General features: G+C 38.0%; 12 protein-coding genes. 2 read left to right on the top strand and 10 right to left on the bottom strand.

Annotation, left to right across the window (positions count from 1 at the left end):
* Positions 1–54: 54 nt before the first annotated feature.
* Positions 55–1,299: an MFS transporter gene (locus AABM38_RS12550; RefSeq protein ID WP_423406733.1), complete on the bottom strand. Its 1,245-nt coding sequence runs from the start codon at positions 1,297–1,299 to the stop codon at positions 55–57.
* A 322-nt stretch (positions 1,300–1,621) separates the two neighbouring features.
* On the opposite strand from AABM38_RS12550, the gene AABM38_RS12545 reads away from it, so the two are divergent.
* The gene (locus tag AABM38_RS12545; RefSeq protein WP_423406732.1) at positions 1,622–3,367 is read left to right on the top strand and encodes an AAA family ATPase; all 1,746 of its coding nucleotides are present in this window, start codon (positions 1,622–1,624) and stop codon (positions 3,365–3,367) included.
* Positions 3,368–3,427: 60 nt separating this feature from the next.
* Here the strand turns inward: AABM38_RS12545 and AABM38_RS12540 are convergent, their stop codons facing one another.
* The 3 genes from AABM38_RS12540 to AABM38_RS12530 form a co-directional block, all read right to left on the bottom strand.
* Entirely contained in the window at positions 3,428–4,258 is an 831-nt protein-coding gene (locus AABM38_RS12540) for an STAS domain-containing protein (RefSeq protein ID WP_423406731.1), read from the bottom strand.
* Positions 4,259–4,390: 132 nt separating this feature from the next.
* Entirely contained in the window at positions 4,391–4,669 is a 279-nt protein-coding gene (locus AABM38_RS12535) for a YkvA family protein (protein WP_423406730.1), read from the bottom strand.
* Between the two features lie 166 nt (positions 4,670–4,835).
* Positions 4,836–5,459 carry a class I SAM-dependent methyltransferase gene (locus AABM38_RS12530; RefSeq protein ID WP_423406729.1) on the bottom strand — a complete coding sequence of 208 codons (624 nt, stop codon included), beginning with the start codon at positions 5,457–5,459 and terminating at the stop codon, positions 4,836–4,838.
* A 929-nt stretch (positions 5,460–6,388) separates the two neighbouring features.
* On the opposite strand from AABM38_RS12530, the gene AABM38_RS12525 reads away from it, so the two are divergent.
* Positions 6,389–7,033, top strand: coding sequence for an alpha/beta family hydrolase (locus AABM38_RS12525; RefSeq protein WP_423406728.1), 645 nt, complete (start codon positions 6,389–6,391; stop codon positions 7,031–7,033).
* 101 nt (positions 7,034–7,134) lie between these two features.
* Here AABM38_RS12525 and AABM38_RS12520 read toward each other — a convergent pair whose 3' ends face one another.
* The 6 genes from AABM38_RS12520 to AABM38_RS12495 all read right to left on the bottom strand — a co-directional run bounded on the left by AABM38_RS12520 (position 7,135) and on the right by AABM38_RS12495 (position 14,016).
* Positions 7,135–7,767, bottom strand: a complete 633-nt coding sequence (locus tag AABM38_RS12520) for a hypothetical protein (RefSeq protein WP_423406727.1) — start codon at positions 7,765–7,767, stop codon at positions 7,135–7,137.
* Complete coding sequence (locus AABM38_RS12515; protein WP_423406726.1) at positions 7,757–8,278, bottom strand: sigma-70 family RNA polymerase sigma factor; 522 nt, start codon at positions 8,276–8,278, stop codon at positions 7,757–7,759. The genes AABM38_RS12520 and AABM38_RS12515 overlap by 11 nt, the downstream gene beginning before the upstream one ends.
* A 132-nt stretch (positions 8,279–8,410) precedes the next feature.
* The gene (locus AABM38_RS12510; RefSeq protein WP_423406725.1) at positions 8,411–10,699 is read right to left on the bottom strand and encodes an ATP-dependent DNA helicase; all 2,289 of its coding nucleotides are present in this window, start codon (positions 10,697–10,699) and stop codon (positions 8,411–8,413) included.
* A gap of 104 nt (positions 10,700–10,803) precedes the next feature.
* Complete coding sequence (locus AABM38_RS12505) at positions 10,804–10,932, bottom strand: hypothetical protein (protein ID WP_423406724.1); 129 nt, start codon at positions 10,930–10,932, stop codon at positions 10,804–10,806.
* A 414-nt stretch (positions 10,933–11,346) separates the two neighbouring features.
* Complete coding sequence (locus tag AABM38_RS12500) at positions 11,347–12,567, bottom strand: helix-turn-helix domain-containing protein (RefSeq protein ID WP_423406723.1); 1,221 nt, start codon at positions 12,565–12,567, stop codon at positions 11,347–11,349.
* Between the two features lie 174 nt (positions 12,568–12,741).
* Complete coding sequence (locus AABM38_RS12495) at positions 12,742–14,016, bottom strand: S8 family peptidase (protein WP_423406722.1); 1,275 nt, start codon at positions 14,014–14,016, stop codon at positions 12,742–12,744.
* Positions 14,017–14,115 lie beyond the last annotated feature (99 nt).

Raw genomic sequence — 14,115 nt, 5'->3', positions numbered from 1 at the left:
TTATAGGCAAATAAAAAAGCTGTACAGTTCATATTGATCTGTACAGCTTTTGATTTATCCATTTTCAGTGAGGTTTGTTTCTGACTCAAGAGCAAATAAATTTTGCTTTGATTGGAGGAAAACGACTGATGTCAGAAATACTGCGAGCAGTACGCCGATTCCAGCGAACACAACGGTGACTGTCTGCAAATCCAAGTGTTCTGCCAAGTAACCCAAAGCGAGGGTCAGGATGATTTGGATCATCGCCTGAAAAAACGCAAAGGCACTGCTAAATCGTCCCATTAAATCCACTGGCACATTATTTTGGAAAAAAGTGCTGTACCCTGTGAATGAAAATGGAGAAAAGAATCCTATAAGAACAAACCCGAATACAGCCAGTGGAACCGTTCCAGATGACGAGATATAGAATAAAAGGTAACCTGATACAGTAAGAAACGATCCCATTCCCATCAGCATCCGTATGGATAATCTATTGGCAATGGTTGAAACTGCAAAAGAACCTGCTACATATCCAGCTCCTGTCAGACTGACTAATAATCCATAGTTTTTCTCCGATAAGCCTACGATTTGCTGTATGAAAGTAACCTCTTGAGAATCTAGGGCGAACGAGATTAAAGTGATAAACTGGAATATCAAAAATACAAGCATGAAACCCATCGCTGTCTTGCCAAAATTAAAAACAGCCTTCCAATCGCTTACAATCATTGTCATCGTAATCCTATCTCTTGCAGTCCCATTGTCTGAACTTTGATCTACATCAGGCAAAAAGAAAATAGCGGCTGCACAAAAAAAGAAAGAAACAGCGTTTATGTATATACTTGTATTGATGCTGCCGTACATGATCAATATTCCGGAGACACTTGGCCCAACCAGCATTGCACCTGAAGTTGCGAACGAAAACATCGAGTTGAACCGTTTCCTCTTTTCAGCTGGCACCAGTTTAGTAATATATGTTTCAGAAGTAGGAGCAAAAAAAGCTCCAGCAACATTAGTTAAAAACATAATGATATAGATTGGAATTAAAGATGAAAAGAATGGGATGATGGCAATAAGCAGTCCTCTTATTAAGTCTATGTAAACCATGAGCTTTCGCTTATTCACCCGGTCGATTACACTGCCCGCCCATGTATTGGTACATAGTATTGCTAGCGGCCTGATAATGAACAGCCCTGCAATAGCTGCTGCTGATCCGGTTATTTTCAGAACCAATAAGTTGATTGCTACAAAATATATCCAGTTACCAATGTTTGATATCCCTATCCCGAATATTAATAATAAGGGATTTTTCCAGCCCTTCAAACAGACCCCTCCTGATGCAGAAAATTTTTGCATAATGTAAACTCTAATCTCTTTTCATCCTATCGAGAACTTCCAAAAGTTTCAAGATGCTTTTGGTGATTTTTTGAAAAAATTTCCATGTGGATTTGTTTGTCACAATTTATTCACAATTATTTTCCCAATAGACAAATTAAAATCCTGCTCTATACCCGCTTTAAGAGGTTTTATAAACCTTATTATAAATGTTTACATATATTTACCAGCCCCTTTCATTCAATTTACCCATTCATAACACGGGATTATTACTTATAATGGTAGATAGATTTAAAAAGGAGCTGAAAGCATGAATTCAAATTTGAAACTTGTTTCTAAGATCCTTCCGCTTTTCGCGGCGATTATGGTTATTTTGACGATAGCAGCAACTTTTATAGTACAAAAGGCTGACGAAAAAGTGTCAGTACCTTTTTCATCATTAGTAAATACAGTTGAGAGTCTAGACGGTGAAACCGCAACTCTTACTGAAAATATAGATGGAACTCTAGTATTAAAAACGAAAGATTCCACATTTGTTTCCCAAGTACCTCCTGGGAGCCAAATGGTAGATAAATTAGTAGAAAAGAATAATATTAGCTATGAATATGCAAATAACAGCAAATTTGGAGCATGGATTCTTGGCGGTATCCTTATATTGCTGATGGGTGCTGTATATGTCATCCAAAAGAAAGCTGGCGGATTCGGTACAGGAAATAAGATGAAAAACAGTGTTTCCAAACCAACTCCTCTTCCTTCAATTACATTAGATAATGTTGGCGGACTTCAGGATGAAATGAAAGAAGAAATCTTTCAAACTCTATCAATCTTGAAGGATCCAGAGAAATCGGAAAAAATGGGAATCAAACCGCCTAAAGGAATTTTATTATATGGACCACCGGGAACAGGGAAAACATTGCTTGCCCAGGCAATCGCCCGTGAAATGAATGCAAGTTTTTATTCCGCAAGTGGTTCAGCATTCAATGAAATGTTCATTGGAGTTGGTGCTTCTCGTGTCCGGAGTCTATTTCAGAGCGCAAGGAAACAACAAGGCCCTAAGGTGATTTTTATTGATGAAGTAGATGCATTAGCCGGAAAAAGAAAGCCTAATGGTGGCGAAGAAGGTGAAAAAACGCTGACTGAGCTACTAGTTCAGCTTGACGGTGGACATGCGAACGATGGCATCCTCTTTATTGCCGCTACGAACCGGAAGGATATGTTGGATGATGCCTTCCTTCGTCCTGGCCGGATTGATTTCTCATTCAATGTTCCTCTTCCTGATACGAAAGGCAGAAGAGAAATCATCGATATCCATATTAAAGGAAAAAACCTCGCATCTGATGTAGCAGCATCATTAGATGATCTTGCAGAAAGCACTTCTGGTTTTTCCGGTGCAGAATTGCACTCACTCTTTGAAACTTCAAGCAGGCGTGCCCTTCGAAATGGGCAGAACTTCATTTCAAAAAGTGATATTGATTATGCACTCGATCGAACAATCCTTGGCAGCACTTCACGTACTCTTAAGGATCAAGACACAAAGCGCAGGGTTGCAATTCACGAAGCAGGACATGCTCTTGTTTCATCAGTAACAAAGCCAGGTTCTGTTCGTAAAGCAACGATCATTCCTCGCGGACAAGCACTTGGTTACGTAGCGCCAATTCCTAAGGAACTTCAGCTTTCAACGACAAGTGACCTCCTTGACAGGATTGCAATGATACTAGCAGGAGGAGTAGCAGAGAGAATGTTCCTTGGTGAACATAGTATAGGAGTCAGCGGTGATGTACAGCAGGCAAAACAAATCATTGAACAAATGGTGGATACTGGCCTGTTACAGGAAGGCTTCTCCCTCACTTTCAGCAAAGGTCTAAAAGAAACAAAAATGCAGGAATTGTTTGAGGAGGCACTTGAAAGATCTGAAATGATCATCAATGCCCACCAGTCTCAATTTGAACGTCTTGTAGAAGCATTATTGAAAAAAGAAACACTTGAAGGTACAGAAGTAGATGAGATTGTACAGGATAAAGCAGGATTCCGAGAAGATCGTTATATGATGGCTTAAGGTTTTTGGATAACAAATTAACATAAAAAACGGCTTCCTAAATGGGAAGCCGTTTTTTTGTTATTTTGTATGGTCAAGTGCTTGGGCCAGGCTGTTTTTGATCATTGTACCATCAAAAGAGAGTCCGAGCTGTACAGCTGTCTGGGCAATTTCAGGTCTAATTCCTGACAGAGTTGTTTTGACTCCTATGAGTTTTAATGCCTTAAGCAGCTGGAACAATTGATGTGCTACCATCGTATCGATCATAGCCACACCCGAAAGATCTACGAAAAGATGGTGGATATCTCTGTCAGCACATTGCTTTAGAGTGTGTTCGAGGATCATCTTTGCTCTTGAAGTATCAATATCGCCAATCAATGGCAGCAATCCCTGATGATTACTTAATGAAATAACAGGTGCACTCAACTCGTTGATCATTTCCTGTTGGGCTCTCAATACATTTTGAGAGTATTTATATGTCCCTTCAATGAATCTTAAAATAACTTCATCAAATTCCTTAAGAATGATCTCAAACCATGCATCTCTTTCCTGTCTAGTTACTTCTGTGTTTAACTCTGCAAACTTATTTACATAGTCGAAATACTGATTCCTGACATTTTTGAATTCTCTTATGACATACTGGATCGGTGTATTAATATGTTCAATGTCACTGGCAATCTTAATGATCCAGGGTTCAAATTCCTCAAAAAATTCAACCTCCCCTTTATTAAAGACCTCAATAAAGTGAAGATGAAATTCATGATTCTGGTCCTTTAAGGCCTCGATGACCTTTGGATCGTTTGAGGCATAAACTCCTGCTGTTTTCGTTTTATCAATGTTCTTGTACCATTCTTCAGTTAAATCACGTGTTCTTCCCTTTAAAAATGTATATAAGTATTTGCTTCTATGCACATTCATTCCCCCATCATCTGTAATGATGATCTATATAATCTTAATGGACAAGGTACATGAATAGGTGCACTTGTCCTTTAAATGAATTATATCAGACATATCTTCTGAATTAAAAATATAAGCCAATCTAAATTACACTTTAAGTTCATGTTTATCCTTTAATTCATCTGGAGCCATTTTTATGATTTGTTGAAATACTAACAAAAGTACACCCACATCATCGACCAAGCCTATGAATGTAAAAAAATCAGGGATTAAATCAAATGGAAACAAAAAATATCCGAGTATTAATCCAACCGAAAAGATTTTTTTCTTAACTGCCACTGTACTGGATGTAAAAAATTCTATTAGAAAAGGGAGAAACTTCTTCACTTTAAAAATCAGCCGTATTCTTTTAAAAAACTTTTTCATAATATACATCTCCTTCACTACAAGTGCATAATATCTTCTTACACAATAAAGGTTCTTTTGAAACCAAATCATTTATTGGAAGAAGGCTATTTATTTACGTACTGGCATTACAAAAGTTTCAGTTTCCATTCATATAAAAAGCAACAGCTGGATAGCTGCTGCTCAGTCACTTTTCTCCTATGATGGCTATTGTATGGTATTGCCTAGAGTCAGGCCCCCTAACAGTTTCAATGTTTTTAAAGCCTATTTTCTTCATATGTGGTATGACCTCGTTTTCGACCATTTCATTAATACCGTTCCACATAATGCCAGCTTTTCCGTTGCTCAGAGTTAGGACCATTTTACCTTCATGTATAAGAACTCTGTATATTTCTGAAAGAGTTTCCTCGATTTGATCCCAAAAATAGATGGATTGAATGCTAAAAACTCTTGTGAACTGCTGATTTTCAAAAGGCAGCTGTTTCACATTCCCTTGAACTAATCTTGCCCGTCCTTTATTTATTTCATGCCTATTTCTCATTCTGGCAGATTTTAAAACTGTCTCCGAAAGATCCAGACCGATTATATATTCAACAGAATCATTCTTAAGAATCTTTTTTATGGCATAACCCGCCCCACAGCCAAGTTCCAGTATCATTTCTTCTTTTTTAAATTCTAGTAATTCAAGTGTCCATATGGTTTCCGGCTGATGCTGTCTCACCATTTTTTCTCCGATATACGAACCGATTGCTCCAGTAGGCAATCGGTATTGAGAATCGATATATTCTTTAAGTCGATTTAATAACTCCATATGTTTACTCCTATCCCCCATTTACTCGAATATTCTCTAATTTTAACACACTTGATTATTGGTTCGGACCAAAAAGAAACCTATAAATGAAAAAGCTTCCTTTTTGAGGCTTCTCTATCCATTTTTTGGTTTAATATCTAATCGAGATGCTGTATTGGAATTCCATTTATCCAATATATGTATTTTTTCATATCCAATAGGCCGTATTGGTAACCTGTTTTTCCAATATTTGTTTTTTTGAGTATTCAATATGCTTTATTAGCACCGCGTTTTTCCAATATATGCGTTTTTTCGTATCCAATAGACCGTATTGGTAAGCTGTTTTTCCAATATTTGTTTTTTGAAGTATCCAATATGCTTTATTAGCACCGCGTTTTTTTAATATATGTGTTTTTTGGATCCAATACGCCTTTTTGGCACCCTATTTTTTTACAATATATGTATTTTTTCATTTCCAATAGGCCGTATTGGTAGCCTATTTTTTCAATACTTGTTTTAACCTATCCACTATATCTTATTGAAGACTAGTTTTTCATATGTTTTGTAATATTAGGTGACCTAGTGAATTTTTGATCAAAAGCAGCTTTTATAGAACCTATACAACTCTCTTTTTTACACATGGATGAAATAATAAGGTCTTTCAAATCAATGATTTATAAAAGAGAGTCAAATAATAAACGTTAATTTACATAACATTGTTATTGTATGGCTGTCTATTCATTTATCTGAAATCAGCAAAGCCTTCCAATTAACTTTTTCATAATTGATCTCCTCCATTTGAGGATAGGTTCATTTTAAAGCAGTCATTATTTCTTCTTAACAGGCAGAGGAATTATCTTTTAATACGGCTAAGGTTTTATAAAAAAGAAAAATATACCAATTTATGAAAATTACTGTATAATGAAAAAAACATTTAGGAGGAAGATCATATGAAAATTTCGAAAAAAACTGTCCTTGGTTATAAGGAGATTCCGGTTAGCTATCAGCTTTTTCAGCCGGAGCAGGCTACTGGTCAATTGGCGATCATGTTTCCTGGCAGAGGATACACCGTTCAGGGACCTCTATTTCATTATTCAACTGGCGTATTTTTGAATAAAGGATATGATGTTCTTCACGTAAACTATGACTATACTACAGAAGAATCAAATGCTATGGAACTAGATGAGCACATCAAACAAATTTCCATAGATGTAAATACTGTGATGGATCAGGTGTTAAGTACCAGCACATATGAAAATTACACTTTGATTGGAAAATCAATTGGTACAATCGCATTGTCTTCGATCATACAGCGAAACGAATTTGCCGATGCACGTGTAATTTGGTTGACACCTCTTTTGCATCTAGACGGGGTTTTTGACAAAATGATTACATCAACCCAGCCAGGGCTTTGCATCATTGGCGATCAGGATCCATGCTACATGAAAGAAAGATTTGATCAACTTGCCATGATAGAAAATATGACTTCCGTTTTACTACCTGGTACTGAACACAGCCTTAATTATGCAGACAAACCAATTGAATCTATAGATGTTTTGAAGAAAGTAATTTCAGAAATAAGTGCTTTTAAATAATGGGATATTAATAGAGGAGTGCTGTAATCAGATTTTAGAAGAAGGAACGAGGAAGATTGTTACACAGGATTAAAAGACCAAACAGTATTTGGTCTTTTTTTTTATTCAAATGGAATTTGCTCTTGATATGCCTTTTGATATTTTTCGATTAATTCCTGTTTTTGACTTTCATTGGTGATTTCGATATCTCCATATACCGGTACAAGCGTATGCCAGTTTTCATCTTTTAAATATTTAGTAATAAATAAATAACTTTTACCATTTTCAAGTAACGGATCATTTTCTACTAGAATCAATTCATTGCCTTCATAGCCGCCCTGTTGATTTACAATAACCGTTCCTTTTATATCCCCTTTAATCGTATCCATTACTTCTACCTTAAATTGAGTTTCAGGTAATCCGGCCAATGACTTTGTCCCGGATTGTTCAACTACCTTTCCTATGAATACAGAGTCTGCCCAGCCAACCAGCCTGTTTGGGTCTGATACATCAAAAGTATTATTGTATTCAACTGTTTTGATGACAGGGTTTTCTGGTGAATTATTTGAAAGCAGTCCAGGACCGGCAATGGACAAAGCTACTGCTGCAGCTAAAGCAGGTGCTGCAAAGATGTACCACTGCTTGTTGGACCGAGGAACTTCCCTTTTTGCTTTTTCGACTCCTATTTTGCTGCGTTCCCTAAGCTCTCTCGGGATTTCGATCTTATTCATTTCTTTTATCAGTTTATCGTTCATTTGCTTCATCTCCTTTCAAATTTTTCCTTAGTTTGTTCAGACCTCTGTATAAGACAGTTTTTGCCGTACCCAAAGGAATATTGAGCGTCTCTGAAACCTCCTGCAGGGTCAAACCTTGATAGAATCTCAGAAGTATGACACTTTTTTCGTTATCCTCCAGTTGATTAATCAAATCTTTAAGAGTGATTTCTGAAATGATATCTTCATTGACCCGATCCGAAATATATTCTTCGAATTCTGGAAAAAGCTGAACAACATTTTTTCTTTTTCTCAGGATATCAAGTGAGCAGCTGATGGCAATCCTCATCAGCCAGGTCTTGAAATATTTTGGCTCCTTTAATGTTTCTATTGATTTAAATGAACGATAAGCTGTTTCTTGTACCACATCGAGAGCGTCATTCTGATCTTTTACATAGATGTACGCCATGCGGTAAATATCCTGCTCATATTGTTGAAAGAGTGTTAAAAATGCTTTGTCATTTCCTTTTTGAGCTTTTTTAATTAAATCCAACTGCTAAGCCACCTCCTTAACTGCCTTTCTAACCATTAGACGGTAGATTCGTTCATTTGGCTTTGGAATCCTTTAAAATTTTCTCGAAATTTTTTCACAGCAAAAAAAGCACTCCCAATTCGAAGCGCTTAGTCATTTTATGATTGAAAAATCCCGCCATAGTTCTGGCAGCAAACTTTGATATTTTCCCTGCAGATATCTGTCGTCTATAAGTATAATTGTCCCTGTATCTGTTTCAGAGCGGATCAGTCTCCCCCCTGCCTGAAGAACCTTGTTCATCCCTGGATATACATAAGCATAATCATATCCATTTTTACCTGTACGGGAAAAATAGTGCTTAATCAGATCCCGTTCGAAGCCTATCTGCGGAAGTCCTACACCAACAACAATCACTCCATTCAGACGGTCACCTTTTAGATCGATCCCTTCTGAAAAAATCCCTCCCAGCACTGCAAATCCTACAAGCATGCCAGCATTTTCGGCCTGGAATTTATCGAGGAAAGCCGTGCGCTGATCATCATCCATTCCGGTTCCCTGGACAATGGTCGGAATATCACCCGATAGCATGCTCCATTCTTCCAGAATAGAATTAAGATACTGATAAGATGGAAAGAAGATCAAATAATTCCCCGGTTTGCTTTTAATTGTTTGTTTTAGCGTGTTAACAATCGGCTGGATTGACTTTTCCCTGTCATGGTATCTTGTAGATAATGGCTGAATGGCAACCTCGTTCTGGTCCTTTGAAAACGGCGATGGAATGGATGCAACGTAATTTTCTGCTTGGCCTCCGAGCATATTTTTATAGTATGCCATTGGGCTTAACGTGGCTGAGAAGAATGCCCGTGCCTTAAAATGCTTCCCAGCTTGCCTGATCAAGTGAGAAGGATCTAAACAAAATTGCTTTAAAACAACTTCATTTCGTTCGATTTCGGCATAAAGGATATAGCGATCATCAAACAGCTTGCTGATACGAAGCCAGTGTTGCGCAGAAAAATAGGTATCTAACAGAAGTGCTGATTCTCCATGCATTCCTTTCAGCAATTCTTTTTCCGCATGCTCGATGAATTGTTCTATTAACTCGTTGAATTCCTTGAATACTTCCGTGAATACGATTGTTTTTGCTGGTTCTGCCTTTTTTCTAATTTTAATAAAGAAATCATTAATGTCTTTTGAACTTTTAAATACAGCTTTATTTTTCGTTTTATACTCTCGTTTTAGTTCCAAAAAATGAATCTTCTCTATTACGGATGAATACATCTCTCTGCCTCGGTCAACGAGATTATGTGCTTCATCTATAAGCAAGACGGTCTGTTTTTTCTGGTCATCGAACAGCCTTTTCAGCGAAACCTTCGGATCAAAAATATAATTATAATCACAAATGACCGCATCTGCTGAATAAGCAAGATCAAGAGAAAATTCAAACGGACAAACCTTGTGTTTTCTTGCATATTTTTCAATACTGGCCCTGTCCAGCGACTTTTCAATGCCAAGGATATCCAGAATAGCTCCATTGATTCGATCATAATAGCCATCCGCGAATTCACAAAATTCCTTGCTGCATTTTCCTTCTGCTGTGAAGCAAACCTTATCCTTGGCTGTAATGGTCACAACATTCATTTCAAGACCATGATCCGCCATCAGCTTGAATGCTTCCTCGCCTGTCTGCCTGGTAGTTGTCTTTGCGGTTAAATAAAAGATCTTTTGTAATATCCCTTCCCCAATGGCTTTTACAGATGGAAAAATAGTGGATATTGTTTTCCCAATGCCTGTTGGCGCACTGGCAAATAACGTCTGTCCATCTAAAATGGTCTTATAGACAGAGCCTGCAAGTTGCCGCTGACCATTACGGTACTCCCTAAAAGGAAATTTTAATTCCCTTATGCTTAAATCACGGGTAAGCTTGTGATCATATACCAGTTTAGCATATGGTGCATAAGTCGAAATAAGATGCATCATAAAATTCTCAAGCTCTATACGTGATCTCGTTCTTTGGAATTTTTTTATTTCCCCTGTGGTTGTTTGGACATATGTGAGCTGTATATCTATGGTTTCCATGTCATGGTCCTGCAGGTACATATATGCATAACACTCTGCCTGGGCCCAGTGAACTGGATTAGAATCTTCATTTATGTATTCAAGGGTTCCAGAAGTTGACTTAATTTCATCAATTGTGATATGCCCGTCTGATAATAGCAATCCATCACATCTGCCCTCGATGATAAAATTCAGACCTTCAAAAAGAATATCTGTTTTTAGGAATACTTCACTTTGGTCGTTTTCATGATAAGTCTTCTGCACTTCGCGATGAATCCTTGATCCTTCGGTGAAAGAAGTGGCTGTCCTGAATCCCGATTCAATGCTTCCGCTGCTGTAAACATATTCTGCCAAAGCTCTGACAGGAATCTTTATTACATTATCCATCCTTCCACCTGCCTTGTTATGTATTATATAACTATTATAGTACATATGTTCTTGTGTAACCAATAAAAAATCCGCTCCAACATGTTGGGCGGATTAGTATATGTTTACCAGTGACGAGTACTCTCAAGCAAGATATCAATTTCAATAGGGTTCAGTGCAAAACTTATATCATCTTCGGCGATATCCATTGTTTCTTCCAACAGGTCGTCAATATTCATGCTAATCGTTCCCATACCGAACCTCCCTTGTTTTTTCAGCCGGATTATCGCATATGTCCGGCTTCGTCAACATAGTTCGTTTATTATATCAGGAGTTTGGGGGTAGAAATGCGCAAAGAATATTTTCCCAACTTTTAGATAGAAATTACTTATTTCTAGGGAAAAAGATGTATTTTCAGCTGTTGGGGTTCAAGTTTAGTTCTAATGCAAGGTAAATATATCTTACTATGTTAAATTTGATTTTAGATTTCTAATAACACAGCCAATCATTTAATCAAGTTTTCTCCAACAAAAAAAGGCCAAAAAGGCCTTTTTTTCTTTAAATCAGATTGGAGGCAGGATTGGGGGATAACTCGCAAATAAAACTCCTAAAGCGATTGCAGTTGAAAGCAAAGCAACTAACTTCTTTTTCATTTTACATTCCTCCACTTAATTGATTTTTTCAATATATTTTACTGCTTGATCAAACCGACCTATTTGTTGATAGTGGTTTGACAGCATTTTGTAAAATCCAATTAATTCTTCGCTTTTGCCATCACTTTCTTCGAGATAAGGAATCACTTTATCTTCCGAATAAGCAAGCGACTTTTCAGGTGAATCGAACGTCATTAAATAATAGTTTGCAAGAATTCTATACTTTCGACTTTCAAGTTCTTTGGCAAGGTGAAGTACCTCCTGGAAAGCCTCCCTGGCCCTCTCGATGCTCTTCAATTCGATATAAATCTCGCCCATGGAATAAAGTGTTATAAGATAATGCGAAGTGTTTTTCTTTTGCATTGACTTGCTCTTTTCGAAGAAGACTATGGCTTCTTCGAAGTTTTTAAGCTTCTTTTGCAGATAGCCCATGTTGTGATAAATTTCAGGCAACAGTTGGGTAGCCTGCAATAATTCTGCATTCCTGATCAGATGCTTGAAGCAATCCTGGGCTTCCTCATAGATCTTAGAATGGGTGTAATTGATGCCAAGCAGCATCATAGCGTGAAGTATCCTTTTAAAGTTATGGTCTTCCATAAATTCCTGCAGAGCAAGCTTTCCATAATAAATCGCATATCCTGGCTCTTCTAATGTGGTTTTCGCGATCGCTCTATGATAAAACAATTCACCGCTAGAGATTTCAATTTTAGAATCTTTCCCGATGGAATCAAGGAGCTCATCTGCCTTTTTATAAATGCCCTTCTTTAATAACCATACAGCATAAAGATAGGAAAATAAAGCCATTTGAGGTTGGGAAAAAATATTCTTCTGTTTGTTCAATAGCTCGTATTGTTTTTGTGCCTGTGGAAGCCTTTCTTTAAAAATCAGGTATCTATATTTACTAAGTTCATATGTATGTAAGTTTGAAGTAAATGGGATGATGCCCTCGAACTCTCTTAGTTCTTCCATTACGTGATCGGCTTCATCATTGAGATAGTAATCAATTTTTTCGTTTAACTCCGTTACCAGCTGTTTAATAAGTTCTTCATTTTCGGTAATAGAAGAAATATTCACTCCAAGCCTTTCGAGAAGCAAGCCCATTGTCTCTTCGTTTGCTTCCTTTGCGTTGCTCTCAATTTTGCTCAAATGCGGAACCGAACATATGCCATTTGCTAGTTCCTTTTGCGTTAAGCCCTGTTGTATTCTGTAAAATTTAATAAGTGGACCGAATTGCATATATTCACCTGCCGTTTTCTTTTTAATCTACCATCTTTCCCAATTTTTGAAACAGTGCAAAAGTACCATTTTTTAAAAATTCTTTATTGCCTGCCTTTTTAGATTGTTTCATTCAAATAGAGCCACCCGGATCAATCAACCCGGATGGCTGGCATCGTTTGTAGATTTTAATAACTATTTCACACGTGGGAAACCAAATCCAGAAGCGTAGTCATCGCCAGTAGCTGCTCCTGTTCCGCCTTTGATATCATACAGCTTTGCACGTCTTTGGATTTCAGAACGAAGCTGAGAGTTGCTCCATGATTTGTTTGAAGACCAAAGTTTCGCTGCAAGGCCTGAAATATGTGGAGTTGCCATGGATGTTCCGCTCATTGTCGTATAGTTTCCATCAACTGCAGTTGAATAGATACCACCACCAGGAGCTGATACTTCTACATCCTTTTCCTGGATGTAATAATCTCCATCCGTATTTGGGTTGCCGCGAGAAGAAAAATCAGAAACTTTATGCGTACCATTTACGAAAGTGTTATCAAGTGATGCTACCGCTATCGCATTTGTCAATGCACCAGGATAGCCGATCGTATTTGCACTAGGACCACTGTTGCCAGCTGCTGCAACGACTAAAGCTCCCTTGCTATATGCATAATCTACCGCACTAGCAATCATTGAATCTTTTCCGCTAGAGCCTAAAGACATTGAGATAACAACCTTGCTGCCTGTACGAACACCTTCATCTGCCGCATGTCGGATTGCTCCAGCGATATCGTCTGAATAACCAGATCCATTGTCACCCAATACTTTAAAGGCCCAAAGCTCTGCATCTGGTGCTACACCGTAAACACCTGCTCCATCATATCCCCCATTTGCCAGTACAGTACCAGAAACGTGCGTTCCATGTCCTTGACGGTCCGTACAAGTGCCATTTACCATCGAGGAACTAGTCTGAGTGAAATCTTTACATTGTTCGACATTGTCAGTTAGGTCAATGTGATTACGGTTTACGCCTGTGTCCAGGACAGCAACCTTGATTCCATCCCCACCTGTCGTATAAGTGATATTGTTATCATTGTAGATTGCCTGGATCCCCCAAGGAGTCTGGTCAGAAGGATATGCAGACTGAATTGTGTAGTCATCCTTCCCTTTCCCCTTTGCATCGACACGGCCATCGACTGTAAGTTGTTCAACTCTACTAATCTTTAGATTTTTGTTATTCAGAAGTGCCTGGTATTGTTTTCCGTTCACTTCAGTTGTGAATCCTTCACTGCCAAAATTCCAGCGTTCTCCGTATTGATCTTTTACTTTCGCTTTTTCGGAACTCGGACCCTGAATTAAAACTCGATAAGTATCTTGGCTTTCTGACGATCCTGCGCCAAAAGCCCCTGTTGCAAACATGGAAACTCCCATTGCCAAACTAAGTACTGCAGAGCCGAGTATTCTTTTCTTCTTCATCCTTTTGCTCCTCTCACCTACGAAAAATTTGGCAGCTTGCTGGCTGCGAGTTAAGTATATTTCAAATTTTCTGCATATATCAACACATATCCCGGGGTT

The organism is Heyndrickxia sp. MSNUG, assembly GCF_049532715.1.
In the GTDB taxonomy this organism is placed as follows: Bacteria; Bacillota; Bacilli; order Bacillales; family Cytobacillaceae; genus Mesobacillus.
The sequence above is the reverse complement of the archived record's forward strand: the minus strand, read 5'-3'. Positions and strand labels throughout refer to the sequence as shown.